General features: G+C 38.2%; 29 protein-coding genes. 23 read left to right on the forward strand and 6 right to left on the reverse strand.

The features are described from left to right. Position 1 precedes the first annotated feature (1 nt). The 14 genes from secY (at position 2) to B3600_RS25155 (ending at position 10,905) form a co-directional block, all read left to right on the forward strand. Positions 2-1,339: a preprotein translocase subunit SecY gene (secY, locus tag B3600_RS25090; RefSeq protein ID WP_046674882.1), complete on the forward strand. Its 1,338-nt coding sequence runs from the start codon at positions 2-4 to the stop codon at positions 1,337-1,339. Positions 1,340-1,348: 9 nt separating this feature from the next. Further along, a complete protein-coding gene (map, locus tag B3600_RS25095; protein ID WP_046674883.1) occupies positions 1,349-2,131 on the forward strand; it encodes a type I methionyl aminopeptidase in 783 nt (260 codons plus the stop codon). A 74-nt stretch (positions 2,132-2,205) separates the two neighbouring features. Then, the gene (infA, locus tag B3600_RS25100) at positions 2,206-2,424 is read left to right on the forward strand and encodes a translation initiation factor IF-1 (protein WP_002997456.1); all 219 of its coding nucleotides are present in this window, start codon (positions 2,206-2,208) and stop codon (positions 2,422-2,424) included. Positions 2,425-2,469: 45 nt separating this feature from the next. Further along, positions 2,470-2,586, forward strand: a complete 117-nt coding sequence (gene ykgO / locus B3600_RS25105; protein ID WP_013665024.1) for a type B 50S ribosomal protein L36 — start codon at positions 2,470-2,472, stop codon at positions 2,584-2,586. 30 nt (positions 2,587-2,616) lie between these two features. Continuing rightward, positions 2,617-2,994, forward strand: coding sequence for a 30S ribosomal protein S13 (gene rpsM / locus B3600_RS25110; protein ID WP_112373918.1), 378 nt, complete (start codon positions 2,617-2,619; stop codon positions 2,992-2,994). Positions 2,995-3,004: 10 nt separating this feature from the next. Beyond that, the gene (gene rpsK, locus B3600_RS25115) at positions 3,005-3,394 is read left to right on the forward strand and encodes a 30S ribosomal protein S11 (protein WP_046674885.1); all 390 of its coding nucleotides are present in this window, start codon (positions 3,005-3,007) and stop codon (positions 3,392-3,394) included. Positions 3,395-3,454: 60 nt separating this feature from the next. After that, positions 3,455-4,063, forward strand: a complete 609-nt coding sequence (rpsD, locus tag B3600_RS25120) for a 30S ribosomal protein S4 (protein ID WP_046674886.1) — start codon at positions 3,455-3,457, stop codon at positions 4,061-4,063. 96 nt (positions 4,064-4,159) lie between these two features. After that, a complete protein-coding gene (locus B3600_RS25125) occupies positions 4,160-5,152 on the forward strand; it encodes a DNA-directed RNA polymerase subunit alpha (protein WP_046674887.1) in 993 nt (330 codons plus the stop codon). Between the two features lie 108 nt (positions 5,153-5,260). Next, complete coding sequence (gene rplQ / locus B3600_RS25130) at positions 5,261-5,764, forward strand: 50S ribosomal protein L17 (protein ID WP_070570394.1); 504 nt, start codon at positions 5,261-5,263, stop codon at positions 5,762-5,764. A 157-nt stretch (positions 5,765-5,921) separates the two neighbouring features. Further along, positions 5,922-7,067, forward strand: coding sequence for an aspartate aminotransferase family protein (locus B3600_RS25135; protein ID WP_115047043.1), 1,146 nt, complete (start codon positions 5,922-5,924; stop codon positions 7,065-7,067). Positions 7,068-7,205: 138 nt separating this feature from the next. Further along, positions 7,206-8,168, forward strand: a complete 963-nt coding sequence (locus tag B3600_RS25140) for an acetylornithine carbamoyltransferase (RefSeq protein WP_286754813.1) — start codon at positions 7,206-7,208, stop codon at positions 8,166-8,168. Positions 8,169-8,219: 51 nt separating this feature from the next. Then, positions 8,220-9,017 (forward strand): acetylglutamate kinase, encoded by a 798-nt coding sequence (gene argB / locus B3600_RS25145; RefSeq protein WP_115047047.1) that lies wholly within the window; start codon positions 8,220-8,222, stop codon positions 9,015-9,017. A 27-nt stretch (positions 9,018-9,044) separates the two neighbouring features. Then, complete coding sequence (gene proC / locus B3600_RS25150) at positions 9,045-9,851, forward strand: pyrroline-5-carboxylate reductase (RefSeq protein WP_286754814.1); 807 nt, start codon at positions 9,045-9,047, stop codon at positions 9,849-9,851. Continuing rightward, positions 9,841-10,905 carry a M20 family metallo-hydrolase gene (locus B3600_RS25155; protein ID WP_286754815.1) on the forward strand — a complete coding sequence of 355 codons (1,065 nt, stop codon included), beginning with the start codon at positions 9,841-9,843 and terminating at the stop codon, positions 10,903-10,905. The genes proC and B3600_RS25155 overlap by 11 nt, the downstream gene beginning before the upstream one ends. 36 nt (positions 10,906-10,941) lie before the next feature. Here B3600_RS25155 and B3600_RS25160 read toward each other — a convergent pair whose 3' ends face one another. Continuing rightward, positions 10,942-11,415, reverse strand: a complete 474-nt coding sequence (locus tag B3600_RS25160) for an Lrp/AsnC ligand binding domain-containing protein (RefSeq protein WP_046674894.1) — start codon at positions 11,413-11,415, stop codon at positions 10,942-10,944. A gap of 388 nt (positions 11,416-11,803) precedes the next feature. On the opposite strand from B3600_RS25160, the gene B3600_RS25165 reads away from it, so the two are divergent. Next, complete coding sequence (locus B3600_RS25165; RefSeq protein WP_046674895.1) at positions 11,804-12,850, forward strand: hypothetical protein; 1,047 nt, start codon at positions 11,804-11,806, stop codon at positions 12,848-12,850. Here the strand turns inward: B3600_RS25165 and ruvC are convergent, their stop codons facing one another. After that, the gene (gene ruvC, locus B3600_RS25170) at positions 12,851-13,417 is read right to left on the reverse strand and encodes a crossover junction endodeoxyribonuclease RuvC (protein ID WP_046674896.1); all 567 of its coding nucleotides are present in this window, start codon (positions 13,415-13,417) and stop codon (positions 12,851-12,853) included. A gap of 100 nt (positions 13,418-13,517) precedes the next feature. On the opposite strand from ruvC, the gene B3600_RS25175 reads away from it, so the two are divergent. Together B3600_RS25175 and B3600_RS25180 are read left to right on the forward strand one after the other, a co-directional pair. Further along, the gene (locus B3600_RS25175; RefSeq protein ID WP_070570381.1) at positions 13,518-14,492 is read left to right on the forward strand and encodes a lysylphosphatidylglycerol synthase domain-containing protein; all 975 of its coding nucleotides are present in this window, start codon (positions 13,518-13,520) and stop codon (positions 14,490-14,492) included. Then, positions 14,476-15,606, forward strand: a complete 1,131-nt coding sequence (locus B3600_RS25180; RefSeq protein WP_070570379.1) for a glycosyltransferase family 2 protein — start codon at positions 14,476-14,478, stop codon at positions 15,604-15,606. Before B3600_RS25175 ends, B3600_RS25180 begins: the two co-directional genes overlap by 17 nt. 1 nt (position 15,607) lies before the next feature. Here the strand turns inward: B3600_RS25180 and B3600_RS25185 are convergent, their stop codons facing one another. After that, entirely contained in the window at positions 15,608-16,348 is a 741-nt protein-coding gene (locus B3600_RS25185; RefSeq protein WP_046674899.1) for a lysophospholipid acyltransferase family protein, read from the reverse strand. A gap of 123 nt (positions 16,349-16,471) precedes the next feature. Here B3600_RS25185 and B3600_RS25190 point away from each other — a divergent pair, with 123 nt between their 5' ends. The 4 genes from B3600_RS25190 to B3600_RS25205 are packed head-to-tail and all read left to right on the forward strand — an operon-like array spanning position 16,472 to position 19,268. After that, positions 16,472-16,771 (forward strand): DUF2089 family protein, encoded by a 300-nt coding sequence (locus B3600_RS25190; protein ID WP_112373913.1) that lies wholly within the window; start codon positions 16,472-16,474, stop codon positions 16,769-16,771. Between the two features lie 42 nt (positions 16,772-16,813). Continuing rightward, positions 16,814-17,308, forward strand: coding sequence for a hypothetical protein (locus B3600_RS25195; RefSeq protein ID WP_286754816.1), 495 nt, complete (start codon positions 16,814-16,816; stop codon positions 17,306-17,308). After that, positions 17,298-17,882, forward strand: a complete 585-nt coding sequence (locus B3600_RS25200) for a hypothetical protein (RefSeq protein WP_070570371.1) — start codon at positions 17,298-17,300, stop codon at positions 17,880-17,882. Before B3600_RS25195 ends, B3600_RS25200 begins: the two co-directional genes overlap by 11 nt. A gap of 12 nt (positions 17,883-17,894) precedes the next feature. Next, positions 17,895-19,268 (forward strand): alpha/beta hydrolase family protein, encoded by a 1,374-nt coding sequence (locus B3600_RS25205; RefSeq protein WP_286754817.1) that lies wholly within the window; start codon positions 17,895-17,897, stop codon positions 19,266-19,268. A 156-nt stretch (positions 19,269-19,424) separates the two neighbouring features. Here B3600_RS25205 and B3600_RS25210 read toward each other — a convergent pair whose 3' ends face one another. The 3 genes from B3600_RS25210 to B3600_RS25220 all read right to left on the reverse strand — a co-directional run bounded on the left by B3600_RS25210 (position 19,425) and on the right by B3600_RS25220 (position 21,469). Beyond that, positions 19,425-20,132 carry an SDR family NAD(P)-dependent oxidoreductase gene (locus B3600_RS25210; RefSeq protein WP_286754818.1) on the reverse strand — a complete coding sequence of 236 codons (708 nt, stop codon included), beginning with the start codon at positions 20,130-20,132 and terminating at the stop codon, positions 19,425-19,427. Between the two features lie 2 nt (positions 20,133-20,134). After that, complete coding sequence (locus B3600_RS25215; protein WP_286754819.1) at positions 20,135-21,049, reverse strand: lysylphosphatidylglycerol synthase transmembrane domain-containing protein; 915 nt, start codon at positions 21,047-21,049, stop codon at positions 20,135-20,137. An 87-nt stretch (positions 21,050-21,136) separates the two neighbouring features. Next, positions 21,137-21,469 (reverse strand): hypothetical protein, encoded by a 333-nt coding sequence (locus tag B3600_RS25220; protein WP_046674904.1) that lies wholly within the window; start codon positions 21,467-21,469, stop codon positions 21,137-21,139. A 54-nt stretch (positions 21,470-21,523) separates the two neighbouring features. Between B3600_RS25220 and B3600_RS25225 the strand changes: the two genes are divergently transcribed. Together B3600_RS25225 and gmd are read left to right on the forward strand one after the other, a co-directional pair. Then, entirely contained in the window at positions 21,524-22,078 is a 555-nt protein-coding gene (locus tag B3600_RS25225) for a lipocalin family protein (RefSeq protein WP_046674905.1), read from the forward strand. 262 nt (positions 22,079-22,340) lie between these two features. After that, on the forward strand, positions 22,341-23,492 hold the full coding sequence (gene gmd / locus B3600_RS25230; protein ID WP_046674906.1) for a GDP-mannose 4,6-dehydratase: 1,152 nt from the start codon (positions 22,341-22,343) through the stop codon (positions 23,490-23,492). Positions 23,493-23,582: the final 90 nt, after the last annotated feature.

Here is a 23,582-nt window from a genome sequence, read left to right on the forward strand (position 1 = left end):
AATGAAGAAACTAATCACAACCTTAACCAATATTTGGAAAATCGATGATTTACGTACGCGTATTCTAAATACCTTACTTTTTCTTTTGATTTACCGTATTGGATGTCACGTGGTATTACCAGGTGTAAATCCTCATGCTTTGGCTTCTGGTCAAAAAGAGGGTTTATTGGGCTTACTGGATATGTTTGCGGGAGGATCATTCTCTCGTTCGGCTATCTTTGCTTTAGGGGTAATGCCATATATCTCGGCATCCATTGTTGTTCAATTGCTGGGCATCGCGGTTCCTTACTTCCAAAAGATGCAGAAGGAAGGGGAAAGTGGTCGTCAAAAAATGAATCAAATTACTCGCTATTTAACTTTAGGGATTACTTTGCTTCAAGCTTTTGCTTATGTACGTACTCAAATCGAGCCAAGTGCTAAGACAATAGCTGACCCATTATTCACTATTCTGACTGCTATAGTTTTGACAGGCGGTACTTTATTTGTGATGTGGTTAGGAGAGAAAATTACGGATAAAGGTATCGGTAATGGTATTTCTTTGATCATCATGACTGGTATTATCGCTCAATTGCCAAGTGGTATCACTGCGGAATGGGTTTCTAGAATGGCGAAAGGTGGTGGTGGTCCAATTCCATTGTTGCTTGAATTTGTAGCTTTGTTCTTTGTTGTGATCTTTACGATCTTGATCGTACAAGGTGTTCGTAAGATCCCTGTACAATACGCGAAGAAAATCGTTGGAAACAAGCAAGTCGGTGGAGTACGTCAGTATATACCGTTAAAGGTAAATGCTGCAGGTGTAATGCCTATCATTTTTGCGCAGGCAATCATGTTTGTGCCAATGAGTTTAGGACAGTTCTTCCCAAATCTTCAGTCGGAATTTTTGACTTCGTTGAGTAACTATACTTCTGTTGCATACAACGTGACATTTGCGGTGTTAATTATCGCATTTACGTTTTTCTATACAGCGATTATGGTGAACCCACAACAGATGTCGGACGACATGAAGAAGAACGGAGGTTTTGTACCAGGTATTAAACCGGGATTGGAAACTAGTAATTTTATAGACCGCGTAATATCAAATATTACATTTCCAGGTGCAATTTTCTTAGCGATCATTGCTATTCTACCTGCTATTGCAAGTTTGTTTGGTATTAACAATCAATTTGCGCACTTCTACGGTGGTACGTCATTATTGATTTTAGTAGGTGTGGTGTTGGATACTTTGCAACAGATCGAATCTCATTTATTGATGCGTCATTACGATGGATTAATGAAAACAGGTCGTATTAAAGGTCGTTCGGCCGCGTCTGTTGAGGGAATGGATCATTCGGCAATTTAATTTCTTTAGATGTCTAAAGTATTTTATAAGTCAGCAGAAGATATAGAGCAATTGCGAAAGTCAGCAGATGTGCTTTCGCAATTGCTTGGTGAAATCGCAAAAGTGATTAAGCCTGGGGTAAAGACTATATCTCTTGATAAATTAGCTTATGAGTATATTCATGATAACGGCGGAACGCCTGCGTTCTTAAATTATCAGGGATTTCCATATTCTTTGTGTATATCTGTCAACGATCAAATTGTACACGGCTTTCCAAGTGATTATGAAATTAAAGATGGAGATCTTGTTTCGGTCGATGGTGGTGTCAATCTGAATGGTTTTATCAGTGATTCAGCATACACCTTTGGTGTAGGTGAAATATCTGAAGAAGCACAGTTGTTACTGGATGTAACAAAGGAATCATTGTACAAAGGTGTTGAACAGGCGGTGGCTGGTAAACGTGTTGGGGATATTTCTTCAGCTGTTCAGGAGTATGTGAGCAAATTCGGATTCGGAATTGTTCGTGAACTGGTTGGACACGGAGTTGGTTATCACTTACATGAAAAACCTGAGGTTCCCAATTATGGAAAACGAGGTGCTGGTCCTAAATTGGAAGAAGGTTTGGTTATTTGTATCGAACCGATGATCAATGCAGGGCGTGCGGGTGTTCGTTTTTGGGATGATGGTTGGACAGTAAGTACAGTGGATGGGAAATTATCGGCGCACTTCGAACAGATGGTTGCAATCCGAAAAGGAGAACCAGATGTGTTGCTGACATTCGAACATGTAGAGAAAGTTTTGAACAAAAAGTAGTTGGTTTTCAATTATTTTTATTTATCTTTGCACTCCTGTTCGCAGGCTTTTAAATTAAATTTAATCGAGAATATATGGCTAAACAAGCCTCAATAGAACAAGACGGTATAATTAGAGAGGCACTTTCTAATGCTATGTTTAGGGTAGAGTTGGAAAATGGACATGAAATCATTGCCCATATTTCTGGTAAAATGCGCATGCACTATATCAAAATTTTACCTGGTGATAAAGTTAAATTGGAAATGTCTCCGTATGATTTGACTAAAGGAAGGATTACTTATCGCTATAAATAGCCGTAAGCCCTTGTATTAGTGCAAGCTTTTGAAAAAATAAATATCATGAAAGTAAGAGCATCAATAAAAAAACGTAGCGCGGACTGTAAGATCATCCGTCGTAAAGGTAAAGTTTTTGTAATCAACAAAAAGAACCCAAAGTTTAAACAACGTCAGGGTTAATTCATTAAAAAAATAATAGCTTAATATTATATGGCAAGGATAGCAGGTATTGATTTACCTAAAAACAAAAGAGGTGTGATCGGCCTTACCTATATTTTTGGTATCGGTCGTACAAGAGCTGAATATATCTTGGAAAAAGCTGGTATCAGCGAAGATGTGAAGGTACAAGAGTGGAATGATGATCAATTGGCAGCAATTCGTACCATCATTAACGACGAATTGAAAGTTGAAGGTGCATTGCGTTCTGAAATTCAATTAAACATCAAACGTTTAATGGATATCGGTTGTTACCGTGGATTGCGTCACCGTAAACACTTACCAGTTCGTGGTCAACGTACTAAAAACAACTCACGTACTCGTAAAGGTAAACGTAAGACAGTTGCAAACAAGAAAAAAGCTACTAAATAATAAATAAGAAATGGCTAAAACTAAAAAAGCTGCAAAAAAGCGTATCGTTGTTATCGAACCTGTAGGTCAGGCTCACATTAACGCAACGTTTAACAATATCATTGTAACTTTGACGAATAATCAAGGTCAAACTATTTCTTGGTCTAGTGCTGGTAAAATGGGTTTCCGTGGTTCTAAAAAGAACACGCCATATGCTGCTGGTCAGGCTGCACAAGACTGTGGAAAAGTTGCTCACGATTTGGGTTTACGTAAAGTTGAAGTGTTTGTTAAAGGACCTGGTGCTGGTCGTGAATCGGCAATCAGAACATTGCAAACAGTAGGAATCGATGTGACTACTATCAAAGATATCACTCCACTTCCTCACAACGGTTGTCGTCCTCCAAAACGCAGAAGAGTTTAATTAATTTAAAGATAAGATTCATCGGCTATAGGCTGATAGATACTTTAATTGTAAAAGAAAATGGCTAGATATACAGGACCTAAGTCCAAAATTGCCCGTAAATTTAGAGAGCCGATCTTCGGCCCAGATAAAGCGTTAGAAAAGAAAAATTACCCTCCTGGACAACATGGAGCTTCTAAACGCAGAGGTAAACAATCTGAATATGCTATTCAGTTGTTAGAAAAACAAAAAGCAAAATACACTTACGGTGTATTGGAGCGTCAGTTCTCAAACTTATTTGTTAAAGCTGCCTCTAAACAAGGTATTACAGGTGAGATCTTCTTGAAATTGTTAGAAGCTCGCTTGGATAACGTAGTTTACCGCTTAGGTATCGCTACTTCTCGTGCCGCTGCTCGTCAGTTGGTATCCCACAAACACGTTACTGTTAACGGCGAAGTTGTTAACATTCCATCATATAGCTTGCGTCCAGGTGACGTTGTAGCAGTTCGTGAACGTTCTCAAACACTTGAAGCCATCACAAATTCAGTTGCAGGTCGTACTGTAAATAAATTTTCTTGGTTAGAGTGGAATGCGAAAGAATTGACAGGTACTTTCTTAAGCTATCCAGAAAGAGCTGACATTCCTGAAAACATTAAAGAGAACTTAATCGTTGAGTTATACTCTAAATAATAAATAAAATAGAAGAATGCATAGTCCAATTTTTGGGGTATGCATCTTCTATTGTATTACAATTATTATTACAAATAAAACATTAAAAGAAAATAAATGGCAATTTTAGCATTTCAAAGACCGGATAAAGTTATCATGCAAAAATCTACGGATTTTGATGGTACGTTTGAATTTCGTCCATTGGAGCCTGGTTTTGGTGTAACCATTGGTAATGCTTTGCGCCGTATTCTATTGTCCTCTTTAGAAGGATATGCAATTACGTCGATAAGGTTTTCTGGCGTTTCGCACGAATTTTCAACGATCAAAGGTGTTGTTGAAGACGTAACTGAAATTATCTTGAACTTGAAACAAATTCGTTTCAAAAAAACAGGTGAGATTGGCGACAACGAAAAGGTATTTGTAGTAATCAATGGTCAAGAACAATTCTTAGCTGGTGATATCACAAAATTCTCTAATAACTTTACGGTCTTGAACCCAGACATGGTAATCTGTAACATGGATAATTCAGTGACAATTGAATTGGAATTGAGTATTGCCAAAGGTCGTGGATACGTAAATGCTGATGAGAATAAAGTTGTGGATGCTCCAGTAGGTGTTATCGCAATCGATTCGATCTTTACTCCGATCAAGAATGTTAAATATACCATTGAGAATTACCGTGTAGAGCAAAAAACTGACTACGAGAAATTGTTGTTGGATATCTCTACTGATGGCTCAATTCACCCCGAAGAAGCTTTGAAAGAAGCTGCTAAGATCTTAATTCAACACTTTATTCTATTCTCTGATGAGAATATGCTTCTTGAGTCTCAAACGAAAGAAGAAACTAAAGTTGTTGATGAAGAAATCTTACATATGCGTAAGATTCTGAAAACAGAATTAGTAGATCTTGATCTTTCAGTTCGTGCATTGAACTGTTTGAAAGCTGCAGATATTCGCACATTGGCTGAGTTAGTAACTTATGACGTGGCTGATATGTTGAAATTCAGAAACTTCGGTAAAAAATCGTTAAGTGAAATCCAAGAATTGGTTAAATCAAAAGGTTTATCATTCGGAATGAACTTGGCGAAATACAAATTAGACGAAGAATAATAATTTATTAAGCGACCACTAGTCGTAATTCCTTTTGGCTGTCTGAATAGGTGATTTTCACCTATTTGAACTATACAAAAACGGTACGGTTAGTATAATAAAATCAAAATGAGACACGGAAAAAAAGTAAATCACTTAGGCCGTACGGATAGCCATAGAAAAGCAATGTTGGCTAACATGGCGACATCATTAATCCTACACAAACGTATTACAACTACTTTGGCTAAAGCTAAAGCGTTACGTACGTATGTTGAGCCTTTGATTACTAAATCTAAAAACGACACAACACACTCTCGTCGTACAGTATTCGCTTATTTGAAAGATAAAGACGCAGTTTCTATCTTATTCCGCGAAATTTCTGAAAAAGTAGCTAACCGTCCAGGTGGTTACACACGTATCATCAAAATGGAAAACCGTTTAGGTGATAACGCAGAAATGGCTTTCATCGAACTAGTTGATTACAACGAAATCTACGGTAAAAAAGCTGCTGCTGCTGAGAAAAAAGCGACTCGTCGTCGTGGTGGTGCTAAAAAAGCTGCTACTGCCGAAACTGAAGCTCCTGCAGAAGTTAAAGCCGAAGTAGAAGGTGAAGAAAAAGTAGACGGAGAATAGTATTCTGCTGATCTAACATAAAAAAGTCCTCTTTTTAAGAGGACTTTTTTTATTTTATGACCATTCCTACCGTTATAACTAATATATTTGTATTGCTAAAATCTGATAGCTTTTTCTATTACAAGCTATTTCGTTTATCAATCTATAATTCATTAAGATGAAACCATTTGATGTTTATCCCATTAATCCCATTAACATAGTAAAAGCTAATGGATCAACGGTGTGGGATGCCGAAGGAAATGCTTACTTGGACTTGTATGGTGGCCACGCTGTGATATCGATCGGACACACGCACCCACATTATGTACAACGTATAACAGAGCAATTGAACCGCATTGCGTTCTATTCTAATTCTGTTGAAATTCCAATTCAGCGTGAACTTGCCCGATTGTTGGGGGAAGTGTCGGGAAAGGTTGATTATGATTTATTTCTTTGTAATTCGGGCGCAGAAGCGAATGAAAATGCATTGAAATTAGCTTCTTTTTATAACAAAAGAAAGAAGGTTATTGCATTTTCAAAAGCATTTCATGGACGCACATCGTTAGCTGTTGCTGCAACAGACAATCCGAGTATCGTGGCTCCTGTAAACGAGACGGACAATATTGTTTTTCTTCCTTTTAATGATGAAGAGGCTTTAACCAGCGCTTTCGCATCTTATGGTGAGGAAATTTCATCCGTTATTGTAGAGAGTATTCAGGGAGTTGGCGGTATTCGGGAGGCTTCAGTTTCTTTTCTTCGTTTGATTCGGTCTCTTTGTGATCAATATAATGCAGTTTTCATTGCAGACGAAGTACAATGTGGCTACGGCAGGACGGGCTTATTCTACGCCCAGGATTATTCCGGCGTCGAAGCTGATATTTATACCATGGCAAAAGGTATGGGCAATGGGTTTCCAATCGGAGCAATAAGTATATCGCCTAAATTTAAAGCTACTTACGGCAGTTTGGGTACTACCTTCGGGGGGAATCATCTTGCATGCGCGGCAGCTTTGGCTGTTTTGGAGGTCATCCAACAAGATCAGCTTATGGAAAATGCTGCACAAGTCGGCACCTATCTTATCAATGAATTGAAGCAAATAGAGGAAATTATTGAAGTTAGAGGTAGGGGATTAATGATCGGTATCGAACTTCCAGCCTCGTTGGGTCATGTGAAGAAGGATCTCTTGTTAAAGAACCGTATCTTTACGGGAGAGGCTAAGCCATTTGTGATTCGCTTATTACCTGCCCTGAATATGACGAAAGAGCATGCGGATCAGTTTTTATCTGCATTAAAGGAGCATGTAAAGGCCGTAACGGTTGCGTAAACCCCTAAATGCTGTCAAATTGGCCAATGGCTGTTTCAGCTTGTGGAAATTTGATTGCACTGTATTAGTTAAAATATATACTGAGTGTGACGCGCTTATTTATTGCCGTTGAAGATGCACTCGAATAAATAGATATAGATGAAAAAGTTTTTCTCTGTTAAGGATGTTTCCAGTGTAGCGGACGTTGTTCAAGAAGCGTTAAATTTGAAAGCTGCACCATATGACAATCAGGATCTTGGTCAACACAAAACGCTGGGACTTGTATTTTTGAATCCCAGTTTACGTACACGTTTGAGCACACAAAAAGCGGCGATGAATTTGGGCATGAATGTGATGGTTATGAATATGGATAAAGATGGTTGGGCTCTTGAAACACAGGATGGTGTTGTGATGAACGGGACAACTGTTGAACATATTCGTGAAGCCGCTGCTGTTATGGGCGAGTATTGTGATATTTTGGGACTTCGTTCCTTTCCAAAATTGAAAGATCGCGAAGAGGATTATAGTGAAGACTTATTCAACAAATTCATTAAATACTGTGGTGTTCCTGTTGTTTCCTTAGAAAGTGCAACGCGGCATCCGCTACAGAGTTTGACGGATATGATTACCATCACTGAGTATAAAAAGACCGAGAAACCAAAAGTGGTTTTGGCTTGGGCTCCGCATGTTAAGGCATTACCTCAAGCGGTACCTAATTCTTTTGCAGAATGGATGTGTAAAGCGCAAGAAGAGGGATTGGTTGATTTTACGATAGCTCAACCTATGGGCTATGAGTTAAGTGAAGAATTTACAGCCGGTGCAACCATATCTAATGATCTTGAAGAAAGTTTAAAGAATGCTGATTTTGTCTATGTGAAAAACTGGTCTTCTTATCAGGAATATGGCGAGGTATATGGTGTTGATGAAGATTGGATGATGGATAATAAGAAGCTGAAGCTGACAAATGATGCCAAAATCATGCATTGCTTGCCAGTACGAAGAGATCTCGAATTATCTTCAGAAATTTTGGATGGGCCAAACTCACTCGTGATTAAAGAGGCCAGCAACCGTGTTTGGGCTGCTCAGGTTGTTTTGAAACGTATGTTAGAGGATTTGGTATAGTACAATCCTATTGATTTTTGAAAAACTATTTTTATTGGGAAAAGTTGCGTAATGGCTAATAGTGTATTAAATATTATTAAAATTGGCGGGAATATTATTGATGATGAACGCCAATTGGATTCTTTTTTAGAAAAGTTCTCCGCATTATCAGGGAAAAAGATTCTTGTACATGGTGGAGGTAAAATTGCAACTCGTTTGGCTAGTGAACTGGGCATCGAAGCCCAAATGGTAGAAGGGCGGCGTGTGACAAATGAGGAAATGTTACGCGTTGTAACAATGGTATACGCCGGATTGACAAACAAGACAATCGTTGCGAAGTTGCAAAATTTGAAATGTGATGCTGTCGGATTAACCGGAGCTGATGGGGATGTCATTAAAGCGATAAAGCGTCCTGTAAAAGATATCGATTATGGTTTTGTAGGTGATTTGTTACATGACTCTGTAAATACCTTGGCCATCAAAAAGTTTTTGGAAGCGGGTTTTGTTCCTGTGTTTTCAGCTATTACACATAATGGCCTTGGACAATTGCTCAATACCAACGCGGATACAATAGCTTCTTCATTGGCGGTGTCTTTGGCTTCATTATATGAAACTTCTTTGGTTTATTGTTTCGAGAAGAACGGCGTTTTACGGGATGTAACAGATGAGAATTCGGTAATTCCAACGATTAAGTCGGAAGAGTTTGAACATCTTAAGGAATCCGGCGTAGTGAACGACGGGATGATCCCTAAGTTGCAAAATGCATTCAATGCTATAAATAAAGGTGTTCAAGAGGTCTATATTGGAAATGCTAATAATCTGCATTTGTTTCAACAAGGACAATTTGGCACTTGCTTGACATTAAAATAAAAATCTAACCTAAACCCAACGATCGCTATGAAAAAGGTCACCATTATCGGAAGCGGTAATATCGGTCTTTCTTTGGCAAAAGGACTTGTAAAAAGTGAATTTGCCCATGCTGCCGATATTACCTTGACGAGGAGAAATTTGAATGCACTGGCCGAAGAAGCGCGCCAAGGCTTCTCAATAAGTAATGATAATAAACTCGCTGTAAAGGGGGCTGATATTGTTGTTTTCGCAATCCTACCTCAACAACTAAAAAAGGTATTGGTGGAAGTGGCTCCTGTAATTGAAAAGACCAATCAGATTTTTGTCTCTATTGTGTCGGGAGTTTCTTGTGCCGATTTAAAAGCAGAGTTGGGGGCAGATGCCACAGTGATACGAGCAATGCCTAATACGGCAATTGCAATAGCGCAATCAATGACGTGTATCGCCAGCGACAATGCTTCAGACGACAGTTTGAAGGAGGTTGAGAAAATGTTTGAAACTGTTGGTTCAGTCGTTGTTATTAATGAGGACCTAATGACATCGGCGACGGCATTGTGTGCTTGCGGTATTGCATTTTTCCTACGTGCGATCCGTGCTGCTTCACAAGGTGGAGTTGAAATCGGATTTCATGCGCATGATGCATTAAAGATGGCGGTTCAAACTGCAAAAGGCGCTGCTGATTTGTTATTGCACACCAATGCTCATCCAGAAGGAGAGATTGATAAGGTAACATCACCGAAGGGCTGTACAATAGCGGGATTGAACGAAATGGAACATAATGGTTTTAGTTCTGCTTTTATAAAAGGAATTAAACTATCTGCGGATAAAGCAGGAGGACTATACCATGAAGGATAAGCAGGGCTTATTTGAAGATGCTCTGGCCCTTTTAAAACAATTAATTGGACTATCGTCTTTAAGTAAAGAGGAAGAGTTCACAGCGGATTTAATTGTTCGCTTCTTTCAGGAGCGTGATATCAAAACACATCGAAAAGGCAATAATGTCTGGGTATATAACGCTCATTATGATAGCACCAGACCTACGATATTACTCAACTCCCATCACGATACAGTAAAACCAAATACAGGTTATACAAGAGATCCTTTGGCGGCGACTGTAGAGGAAGGTAAATTGTACGGATTGGGGAGCAACGATGCCGGAGGCTGTTTGGTATCATTGATAGCTACATTTTTGTATTTTTACCAGCAGACGGACTTGAAGTATAACTTCTGTCTTGTCGCTAGTGCCGAAGAAGAGATCTCAGGTAAGAACGGTGTAGAATCTGTTTTGGATGATATCGGTTCAATTGATTTTGCAATTGTGGGTGAACCTACCTTATTGGATTTGGCAATTGCAGAAAAGGGACTGATGGTGTTGGATTGTACAGCATTAGGGACAGCTGGACATGCCGCACGTAATGAGGGCGATAATGCAATCTACAAAGCGATTAGGGATATTGAATGGTTTCAAAATTATACGTTTGAAAGGACTTCGTCAACCTTAGGCCCGATTAAGATGTCGGTGACAGTAATTCAGGCGGGATCACAACATAATGTGGTACCGGCTACTTGTAACTTTGTTGTCGATGTCAGAACCACAGATGCTTATTCGAATGAAGAGACGTTGGATATTATCAAGTCTCATGTAAAATCAGAGGTCACAGCGAGATCGACGCGTCTGAAATCTTCTTCTATTCCTGAAACGCATCCAATTGTCAAAGCAGGTGTTGTACTGGGGCGTAAGGTATATGGATCGCCGACGATGAGCGATCAGGCTCTTATTCCTGTCCCTTCTCTGAAGTTGGGGCCTGGTGATAGCGCTCGGTCACATATGGCGGATGAGTTTATCTATATCGATGAAATTAGAGCAGGGATCGATCTCTATATCGCCATGTTAAAAACGATAGTATAAAAAAAGCTTCCATTTTTTATGGAAGCTTTTTTTATACTAGACTAAGCTGATTTGACGTTTGATACTCTCCTCGAGAGAGATGATCGTCTCGGTACGTTGAATCCCAGGTACGGATTGAATATCTTCATTCAATACTTTTCTGAGGTGAACTGTATCTCTACAGATGATTTTTGCAAAAATACTGTATTGGCCAGTACAATAATGTAATTCGACCACTTCTTTGATTTCTTTCAATTTATCTACCGCATCTGCATATTGTGAACCTTTTTCAAGATAGATACCCAAAAAGGCCGTGATATCAAATCCGACTTTTTGAGGATTGATAATTAGATTTGACCCTCTAATGATACCTAATTCTTCCATCTTCTTCATTCTAACGTGAATTGTACCACCTGATACAATTAGCTTTTTTGCTATTTCTGTATAAGGAATAGAGGCATCGTTCATTAGAATAGACAAGATTTGGATATCCAAATTGTCTAGATCATAGTTTGCATATTGATTTTCCATTAACAATGGTTTTTGTGTTCATTAATTGGCCGTTGCATCAAAATCGGACCAATAGCTAAAATAATTAAATTTATTTCAAAATTACTAAGAATTTTCGGTTTATAGATGTAAATTTAATAAAAAATACTTATTCATATTGATAATGTTATATGTTTTTGATTGAAAGTGATTATAATTGTTTCATGGTGATCTTATTATAGGTTAAGTGATTGTTTTCATGTTTGATATCAGGATTATGATAAATTAATTTAGTATTGCCTTTTTAAGAAGTAGGAAATGCAGTTGGCCTATTAACAATCTAATCAGTTCGTATTTAGCGGTTGTTAGGTTAAAAATGTAGCCAACCGTGTGATGTTTGAGTAAACGAAAAATCAAATACGGAATAGCGATGGAAGAAGTTCAAGATGTAAAGATTTCGAAAAAGAAGCCGATTTTTGAAGTAGGGGAAGGACTTCATAAATACCTTAAGCTGTATCAGCGAGATGAAAAGTTGCCTATAGGATATAAGGATCTACTGAATTTTACGGAGACAGTACCTGTTATGGATAAATTTGGCAACGATACTTTTTGGGAGACTCCACTGTATCCACAATATCTCATTGACCAATTATATGACGGGTTGAAGGTGATTTATGCTAAATTGAAAGCATCAGGTAATACGCGAATCGTCCAGCATAAATATATTGATCGTGTCGAGTACTGCGGCTTTGGCAATACGAAACCCTTTCGTATTCGTATCGTGAACCGTTTAAATGATGTGTATGATTATTTTTACATCAAGCAGGCCGATGCATCAAGAATATATGGACTGGAGTTGGAAGAAATATTGTCGCCCAATCAGGTGAATTATATGGTAGACCATGATACCTTGGTTGAGGAACATATTGTTGGAATTCCGGGAGACACTTTTTCGAAAACACGTATGTTCTCGCCTGATTATAATCTGACCCGGATTTCCAAAGAATTTGTCAAGTTTAATGAGCGATGTATTATTACGTTGTTGGGGGATATGCGGGCATACAATTTCGTGATGCAGATTACACCAGATTTTGATGATTTCCAGTTTCGAATTCGGGCAATAGATTTTGACCAGCAGTTTTATGAAGGAAATCCGAAGGTATATATGCCGCAATTTTTTAAGGAGAATCTTCCCTATGTCAAACTGGCGATGGAACATCTCAATGAAAAAACAGTACTGCAATACCAACAAGAGGAGCGTTCCTCTATTGTGCATAGAGTTCGAAGCGAAAGACATCGGATCGCTGATCTGAGGGATGCCTCGCAAACGCAGGTGCTCTCGACCCAGGAGAATATCAAACAGTTACGTGAGGGCTATGCTGAATTTTATCAGAACAACTCCTACCTCAAGTGTAAAACGATGACGGATATTGTGGAATTGAATGTGAAGAATGTGATTCGTCAGGTGCAAATGTGATTACTTGATTCGATCCTTGTTATCTTTGATAAAGGCGGACCATCCCGTGTACGACTTACTGTTGCCTGATACTGCATTTTTCTGAAACGAGTGGCAGACAGCAATTGCCAATCCGTCGGTGGCATCTAAAAATTGTGGTGTTTCCTCAAATTTTAATAGATTTTTTAGCATAGCGGAAACCTGCTCCTTTGTCGCATTTCCATTTCCTGTAACGGATTGTTTTATCTTTCTTGGAGAATATTCAAAGATCGGAATATCTTGCGCCAGCGCCGCCGCCATAGCAACACCTTGAGCTCGCCCTAGTTTGAGCATGACCTGTATGTTTTTGCCATAAAATGGTGATTCAAGGGCTACGCAGTCGGGATTATATTCCTGCATTAAAGCCGAAGTTTTTTTGAAAATACGTTGTAGTTTTAGAGCATGATCGTCTAAATGTCCCATTTTGATGACCCCCATTGAGATCAAGGATATGTTATTGCCAACTTCTTTGATGATGCCATATCCCAGTACAACGGTACCGGGGTCGATCCCTAAAATTATTCTTTCTTTCGCCTTTTCCTTCTGCATATACAATATTACAAATTTTGCGTTTTATTCGCGGATTGCATTCGACAAAACTTAATCATTTGGCTAAAATTTAGTAACATTGCTCTCTAATTATCGAAAGTTGACTGGAAGACAAAAAAAATACATCAGTCTTTTATTGAAGATGCTGGTTTTCGCCCTGGCGACCTGGTATATTGCCGTGAAAGTATCTGATAAAAGTAATATTGCGAAGTTTAAAACCCTAGTAGCAGGTTTAGAACAACATTCTGTTGTTTGGACCCTGGTTTTGATCGTGGTGTTAATGCTTGTAAATTGGTTGCTTGAAGTCGTTAAATGGCAGTATCTTGCCTCTAAACTGGAACGTATTTCATTTTGGCAGGCCTTCCAATCCGTTTTTTGCGGACTTACCTGGGCTATTTTTACTCCCAATAGGATTGGAGAGTATGGTGGACGCGTTCTTTTTTTACAGCCTCAACATCGGGCAAAAGGAGCCGTGGCGATGGGCGTTGGATTATTTGCACAATTGGTGCTCACAAGCGTTGCGGGATCATTAAGTATCGCTTGGTTTATCTGTAAATTTCTCTCAACTCCTTTAACCGTACAATTTGGTGTATGGCTACTTGCAATTATTTATGCCGGAGGATTTGTCATCTTATATTTCAATGTAAAATGGATCGATTTATTGGTCGGCAAAATTAAGTTTTTGAAACGGATTAAGCCTTTCTTTGAAGTATTGGAACACTATTCAATGCGCGAGCTCCGTATTGTTCTTTTAAATTCTTTGGCGCGATTTGTCATTTTTACTTCTCAGTATATCATCTTGATGAAGCTAACGCTACCTGAGTTACCGCTTTTATCCATGGTTCTGATGATTTTTATCCTATTTTTTGTGCAGGCAGCGCTACCTACATTGGATATTTTTGATTTCAGTGTTAGAAGTTTCGTTGCAAGCAATCTATATAGTTATATTACCACACAGGAAATTGCTGTAATGGCTATTGTTTCCTGTATTTGGTTCGTCAATTTGATTCTTCCAGCTATATTTGGTTCTATTTTTGTTTTTAAGATAAATTTTTTCGGTGATACAAATTCTTAACTATTTATTGATCATTTTTGCCTGCGTATACGTAATTCTAGTTTTATGGATGCGCAGAGGCTGGTTCTTGCTTTCGGAGCCTAACAATACTGTTAGGCCAACAATGACTGTATCTGTCATTATCGCAGCGCGGAATGAGGAGTTAAATATTAGGCGCACCATTGAATCGATACTAGGGCAAAATTATCCTAGAGAGCTCCTGGAGTTAATTATTATCGATGACCATTCGGACGATAGTACGTCTTTGATTGTGAAAGAATATGAAGAAAAAGGTGTCAAGCTGATTCAATTGAACGAAAATGGCCGTTTGAATTCCTACAAGAAATTAGCAATTTCAAGAGCGATAGATTGCTGTCATGGCGAAATTATTATCACTACAGATGCTGACTGCCGCATGGGGTCGAACTGGCTAAAGACAGTTATCAGTTCATTTGAGAAAGAAGGTGCCTATCTACAATCTTCTCCAGTAGTGTATTCAGAAGAAAAGAGTTTTTTTGAACGACTGCAGACCCTGGAATTTTTGTATTTGATAGGTTTGGGCGCTGCAGGTATTGGTAATAAAAAACCAACGACCTGTAATGGAGCGAATTTGGCCTATCGAAAGGATATTTTTAAACAAATGGGCGGATTTAAAGGGATTGATGAGCTTGCATCCGGAGATGATGAACTTTTTTTACATAAGGTAGCAGAACAATATCCCGATCGTATAATCTTTTGTAAATCACAAGATGCCGTTGTTTATACAGATGCAAAACCAGATTTGAAATCATTCATTAGTCAGCGTAGACGCTGGGCTTCAAAAAGTACCAAATATAAAAATAAAGGTGTCATCGCATTGGGGATTTCCATTTGGTTTTTCAACTTATTGATATTGGTTGCTGCAGTTCTTGCGCTCTGTGGTGTGAAATTTGTTGCTTGGGTAGTACTGTTCGCGTTGTTATTGAAGATGACTGTCGAATTTCTTTTTATTCAACCTTTAACCAGGTTCGCAAGCAGAAATGAACTCTTATGGTATCTTCCTTTATTAAGCCTGGCTCATATCCTTTATCTAGCTTATATCGGCATATTGGGTAATGTTGGGAAGTATGACTGGAAAGGAAGGCAGGTCAAGTAGCTTACTGCAATTTTTCGACCTTTAGTTTTATAGCTTCCTCAGCTAATTTAACGATCTCTTCAATATTCTTGCCCTCCGTATCCAAAGGATTTAGAACCTCCCAGGTCATATGAAGAAATGGGGTTAATGGATACATCCCATATTGTACCATTTCATATGATCCTGTGATGGCGATAGGAACAACGAGTGCGTTCGGATTCTTCTTTAGTAATGTGGCAATTCCGCCAACATGAAAGGCCTTCATTTTTCCGGTTTTCGATCTTGTTCCCTCTGGAAAAATAAACGCGGACCAGTTTTTGGTTTTCATATTATTGGCAAGCTTCAATATCTCAGCAATAGACTGTTTGGGGTCATTGCGATCTATATTTGCGGCACCACCATGTTTTAAGTTAAAGGAGATGCTAGGTATACCGCTGGCAAGTTCAATTTTAGAAATAAATTTTCCATGAAACCTGCGTAAAAAATAGATCATTGGCGGAATATCAAAGGTGCTTTGGTGATTGGCTACAAAGACTATGGGTTGCCCTGTTGGAATATTTTTATTGTCGATAAACGTCACCCGATTGAATAGGGTGTAATAGCAGGCAACGAGACAGGCATTTAATATATCCACACTCTTTTTGTGTGCATTATATCCACCCAGCTTTAAACATAACCACTGTATAGGGTGGAAGATAATCAAGGATAAACCAAAACAAAACCAAAATATTATAGATAGGAAATAGCCTAAAAACTTCTTCATAAATGTTATTTAATGATACAAATATATCATTAAGCAGTGGTTTTTAAAAAATATTGATTTTATAGTGTTTTGTTTTAATATTATTAATGTTATATTTAATAATATTAATATAGTTATTATTTAATGAAAAAAATACCGGTTGATTGCCCTTGTTGTGAAGCGAAGTTAAAAGTCGCTAAATTGGTGTGTGACTCCTGTGAAACCGAAGTTGTTGGAAAGTTTTCATTACCCGTGTTAATGCAACTTACTGTTGAGGAGCAAGAATTTGTTCTGAATTTTTTGATACACTCAGGAAGTTTAAAGGAAATGGCAAACCAAATGGGAAAATCCTATCCGACAGTTCGTAATATCCTGGATGATCTGATTCAAAAAGTGAAAGCTCTTATGAATAAAAATAGTGTTGGCAGAAATAGAAATATTTAGTGGCGAGGGAAATCGAATGATTGATGAACAAAGAATGATGTCATGATGAAAAATAATACGCTTTTTACCGAAAGCCAATCTTTTTTTAGCTGGTTATTATGTTTGATCCTTTTAACGGTCAGTGTAGCCAGTTTTTCTGTGCACTGGCATGATATCTTGCAGTTGGATTTTGTTCCATTATTTCAATTACCAGGATTTTGGATCAATTTGGTATTGTGGGGGTTATTTGGCATACTACGATTAAAAACTATTATTCGTGAAGAGGGAATTGAAGTCTATTTTTTCCCATTTAATTTCTATCGTAAAAGGACGCTTTGGGCAGATATCCATGCTATTCAGGTACGAAACTATAACCCGATCGGTGAGTTTGGTGGATGGGGATTGCGGAGGGGGGTGAGAGGTTTGGCTTTTTCAGCTCGTGGTAATATGGGGTTGCAACTTACATTGGAAACTGGTAAGATATTACTTATTGGAACCCAAAATCCGGCTGCGATTGAACAGCTGAACTTATCTCAATTCTTAAAAAATGAAAGTTAAACAGATTTTTCAGAATCCATTTGCGGAATTCCCAGAGTGGAAGTTATTCTTTGCTGGTGTTATCGGATTTTTGTTATCAAGCTATGTTATTTATTTATCGGGCCAGCAGTTCAATGGTTTTATGCATTTCTATCAACCGGATAGGGTGATTTCGATATGGGCTGTATTGGGCGTTCATGCCTGTATGGTTTTGGCTCCTTTTACACTTCTTTACGGTACTGGGATGTTATTGAACAGAAAGACCAGAATCATCGATGTCATAAATGTCGTTCTGATTATACCATTTCCGCTCTATCTTGCCTTATTTTTAGGGAAATTGTTAAACCAGGACAAATTTACGGATGAAGTCTTAAAGGCAGTGCAAAGCGACGATCATACATTGGTTGGAGTTGATAAAACGGAGATGCTCTTGTTTGGCATGTTTGGAATCATCAGTTTGTTATTGCTATGCTATCAGTTCTATTTATTGGTTAAGGGTATGAATGTAGCCGTTAATAATAAGAAGATTGGAATCAGTATGGTATTTGTGGCATTATATTTTATATTGGATTTATGCATACAGTTTAATTTCTAGTAAAAAACGACAATGAGAAAAATTTTATACCTATTTATCATTTGTTTTCATTTTTCATGTACCCATGCGCAGACATTTGATGGCTCATGGAAGGGCGAGGTTGAGGTTTCAGGGCAGAAGCTGCTACTGGTATTCAATATTCAAAAAGATAGTGCAGGGAAGTGGAATGGTACCTTTGAGAGTCCGATGCAAACAGCGCAGAAATTTCCAATCAATCAAATACGTATTCAACACGATTCCATTTGGATGGATGTTAAGAATATAGGTCTTCTGTATGCGGGCTTTTTGGATCGGGATAAAGATGTTATGAAAGGGGTGATGAAACAAGGCCCCTTTGAATCTGCTATGATTTTAGTACGAAGCGAGAATGAACAGAGTGGGCTTTCTCGTAAGCAGGATGTTTTTCCTCCTTATAGCTATACGGAAGAGGAAGTTTCGTTTAAAAATAGTGCCGGCAATGCAGTTCTTACGGGTTCTCTGACTTATCCTAAAAATGGTGGACCATTCCCCGCATTGGTGTTGGTCAACGGTAGCGGTCAGCAGAATAGGGATTCTGAAGTGTTTGGTCACAGGCCATTTAAGGTGCTTGCAGATCATCTTACCAAAAACGGTTTTGCTGTATTACGTTACGATGATCGAGGGGTAGGCGGCTCTAAAGGAGAAGTGAATTTAGCGACAACAATTGATTTTGCCTCTGATGCCAATGCTGCAGTTGATTTTCTCAGCAAAAAAGCTATAGTAGATGTGGATAAAATCGGAATGATCGGGCATAGTGAGGGAGCCCTAATTGCCGAAATAGTGGCATCCGAGAACAGTAAGGTAAAGTATATTGCACTTTTGTCTGGCCCTGTGATCAAAGGAGATTCTTTACTGATCTTACAGAGTTATGCTTTAGGAAAAGCGGGCGGATTATCTGAAGCAGCATTACAGACCAATAAAGCAAATAATCGAAGATTGTATACTATTCTATTGGAAGATGCGCCACCAAAGGCATTGGCCGAATCGTTGGAAAAAGAACTTATTCAGCAAAATAACGGTAATCCCCTGACTGCTGATATGAAAATTAAACTCAGTCCAATGATGAGCCCCTGGTTTAGAACGTTTCTTCGTATCGATCCGGCTTATTATCTGAAGCAGCTAAAAATACCGGTTTTTGCTTCATTTGGCGGAAAGGACGTCCAAGTTCCTGCAAATGAAAACATTTATTGTCTCCAACACCTGCACTTAAAGACTACTGACGTCACCATTAAGGATTATCCCAATTTGAATCACCTTTTTCAGCATGCGCAAACTGGAAAAATCGAAGAATATTTTGAAAACTCAGAGAGTTTTAATGAACAATTGATGGATGACCTTACAAAATGGCTTAAATTGAAGACAAATTGATTTAATGAACTGAAGGCCGCGAGTTTTAGTATTTCTTTCCGGATCAAATAGGGGTAAAAGATCAGGGCCATTTAATGTTCTATTAAATGGCCCTGACTATATTACACCAACCTGACTATATTAGATCAAGGGATATTTTTTTGAAGGGCTTTCCAATTAAGGTGTTGTATTGGCTACAGGAAGTATTTTCCCATTGAAATAGTGATGTCCATTTTGAGCGAACTCTGCAATATAGCGTCCCATTTCAAAGGCTAAAGTACCCGCTTCAACACCCGGAAAAGCAGCCTCGAACATTTCGGTCTGAGCAGATCCTAAGGCTAGACAGTTCACTTTGATTCCTTTTTCCTTAAACTCCTCCGCTAAGCATTCTGTAAGCACTGCTAATGCGGCTTTGCTGGTTGAATATGCCGAAAGTCCGGGAAACTTCAATGATCCCTGAAATCCCCCCATACTGCCAATATTGACAATATGTGAGCCTGATGGCATCAAGGGAACAACGTTTTGTATCATATTTACATGTCCCATTACATTGGTTTGTAGCATTTCAGCAAAATCCTTTCCATCAGTTTCCATAAATGGCTTATTGATGAGTGCTCCAGCATTGTTTATCAAGATATCAACCTTATCAAATTTAGATTGGATGAAGGGAACAAGTGTAGTATAGTCATCGTAGACAATATCAAATTGAGCCGGGTATAAGGTGCCGCCATCATAGTTGAGCTGACCTGCAATTTCATGAAGTTTTCTCAGTTTGTCTGCTGATCTAGCCAAAGCAATGACTTTGTTGTCCTTTTTAGAGGTCAAATCCAACACCGCTTCAAATCCAACACCACTGCTTGCACCTGTAATAATAATATTTGCCATGTTTATTCTTCTAGTTTTTGACTTTGTTCAACTTCTTCTGCGGAAGGTAATTTGTCCTCTCCAATTGCTTGCGGATGAAAGATAAAATAAATTCCTGAAAGCGCGACGAGAGCGGAAATAATATAAAATAACAAGGTGATTAAAACCGCATTGTGTGAGTCGACGTGGAATATGCCCGCTCCCCACATGATCACAAGCTCACGCATCCCTAAACCACCCACTGAAAACGGAATGATTGAAACAAGAGAAGATGCAAGGAATAAAAATAGGTAAGGAGAAAATTTGCCGCTAAATCCTAGCGCATAAAGGATAAGAATTGCTGCAACAACTTGCATGGATTGCACACCGATTGCTTTTAAATGGGCTATTAAAAATGTAGCCTTGTATTCTTTAAAGAACTTGGTTACGATAAAGTAATAGAGAACGCTCCCTATTATAAATAGAATAACGGTCAGATAGTTTGGAATTCCGAGTTGTGGCATATAAGTAACTAGCGCTGCAATGATGAGGCACAGTGCCCATAATCCACTTAATCTATCTAAAAATAAGGCCGTAAATAATTTTCGTCCTTTAATATTGAATCGTTTCCTGAGGAAGAATATTTTATAACCATCTCCGCCAACACCGCCTGGTAAAATGAGGTTGTAAAATAGGCCAAGTTGATACAGTTTTAAATTATATTTTTCCGTAACATCTAAACCGATTGCCTTTAAAAAAGTCAATAAGCGCGAAGAAGAAATAAAAATTGAGATACTATAAGCAACTAAAGCAAAGAATAGATAGAGAGGATTGGAGTTGATGACGGCTTCTTTCAGATCCTTTAGCGATACCTTGCTAAATACCCAGTATAAGGCTCCTACAGTAACGACAATCTTTGCTATATTTTTGGCTATTTTGAGCCCCTTTTTTTTATCCATATAAATTATACATCCAATCTTGTTCGGCTGTAATTAGCGTTTTGGAGAATCCAAAGTTAGAAACTTTGGCGAATTGTGCAATTGGGCTTAAGCAATCGTTGGGTAAATTCTTGAATACAATAGTATCAAATATAAAATACCAAAGATAGTAGCAAGAGAAAATAGCCAATTTAGGTCAATTCTGTTATATTTGTGCTTGAGCACAGCGATCATTAATCCAATGATGAAGCAAAATAACAAGATAGGAGCTATGAGTGCTATCTTGTTCGTAAAAGCAAGGCTGATTTGATTCAATTTGCTTTTTGCTTCCTGTCCTAAAAAAAGCGGATAAGAAGCAAAGGCCAATAAAATGATAAATAACCTTAACAGCGTTTTTGCGATTATTTTGCTTATGGTATGATTTTTGGCTGTAATCTTCATGATTTGTGGATTAATTTACCCCAAAAATACAATTTGAAATTAAAATTTATACATATGAATCGATTCGTTTTATCATTAGCAACTGTTTTTGCTACGGTGACCTTATTTTCTTGTGGAGCACAAAAGCAAGGTACATCAACTGGAAATCCTTCTTCCAATACGAGTGCAGCTTCTGGTCCTAGCGCTTCGGATTGGAAATCCGCGGTAAAAGGAACGTGGACATTGAATACAATCGATAGAGAGAATTTACCTTCTTCATTCACGATCAAAAGTGTATTTGAAGAGGCTCCGGCAGAATGTTTCGTAGGTAGTACATGGAATTTTATTGGAAATGGGAAAGGATCAATTACATTTAATGCGCAAGGAACTTTATGTGCTCCAGGAGCATCACGTGAGATTTTTTGGTCTATCTATAACCCTGGAAAAGGCTTAGGAGAACCTCAGTTTCAATTTAAAAAGATTTATGCGGGCGATAAGGCGAAAAATGTCACAACAGGTTACCGCTTAGATTTATCTTATTCTGATGGGAATAAATTAGTTATGCGTATGCCATTGACTGTTGCGAATGGAGAAGCCTATCTAGTTTTTAACTTTACGCGCTCAAACTAAACGTAAACGATAAAAAAAGAATAACAGAAAGCTATAGGAATTCCTATGGCTTTTTTTGTTTAAAATTTAATACTTTTACACTCCCAATTCATTATGATTTATTTGCACTGTAGACGGATGAGTTTACGAATACGGTGACCGGCAAGTATTGAATGATAATCTTGTGCGTAGCTAAATTAATCGCGGATAAACTAATTGTATGTATGGATATGGGATAAATATCTAACGATTTCGTCAGGTATTGCTTAATCTAGAGAGAAACATGGCTGAACAAAACACGAAAACTGCTTTAATAACAGGTATAACAGGACAAGATGGTGCCTATCTAGCAGAATTCCTATTGAAGAAAGGATACAAAGTACACGGTTTAAAACGCCGCAGCTCTTTATTCAATACTGATCGTATTGACCATCTTTATCAAGATCCTCATCTCGACAATCGAAATTTCACATTGCATTTTGGTGATTTGACGGATTCAACCAATTTGATTCGTATTATACAAGAAACACAGCCTGACGAGATTTACAATCTTGCGGCACAATCTCACGTAAAGGTTAGTTTTGATACGCCAGAATATACTGCTAATGCAGATGGTATCGGTACATTGCGGATTCTTGAGGCGGTCAGATTATTGGGAATGATCGAAAAAACCCGTATTTATCAGGCTTCCACTTCCGAATTGTATGGATTGGTGCAAGCGGTTCCACAAAGTGAAACAACACCCTTTTATCCACGAAGTCCTTATGCTGTAGCAAAAATGTACGGTTATTGGATTACTGTAAATTACCGCGAAGCTTATAAGATGTATGCCTGTAATGGTATTTTATTTAATCATGAGAGCCCTGTAAGGGGAGAAACTTTTGTGACACGTAAAATTACCAGAGCTGTGGCAAAAATCGCGCTAGGGCTGCAAGATAAATTATATCTTGGTAATCTGTCCGCACAACGTGACTGGGGGCATGCCAAAGATTATGTAGAAGCGATGTGGTTGATTCTACAACAAGAAACCGCAGAAGATTTTGTGATTGCTACAGGTGTGACAACAACTGTTAGGGATTTTGTTCGCATGGCTTTTGCAGAATTGGGAATTGAAATTGAGTTCAGTGGCAAGGGAGAGCAGGAGAAGGGGGTAATTATCGATATTGACGAGGAACGCTTAGCTCAGTTAAATATTGATAAGTCGCTGATTAAATTCGGTCAGACTGTTGTCAAAGTTGATCCGGCATATTATAGGCCAACTGAAGTCGATTTACTTATTGGTGATCCGACAAAAGCAAATACAAAACTTGGATGGACGCCAAAATATGATCTTCAGATGTTGGTAACAGACATGGTACAATCCGATCTTCATCTGATGAGAAAGGAAGAATATTTAAAACAAGGCGGATTTGAAACCTTGAATTATTTTGAATAATTCATAATTGGTAAAAAAAAATAAAACTGGAATAATTTTTGTTTAAACATTCAATAGTATAAATTTATAGATTTATACCTATGAAAATGA

The sequence above is a fragment of the Sphingobacterium sp. UBA2480 genome, from assembly GCF_002341965.1.
In the GTDB taxonomy this organism is placed as follows: Bacteria; Bacteroidota; Bacteroidia; order Sphingobacteriales; family Sphingobacteriaceae; genus Sphingobacterium; species Sphingobacterium multivorum.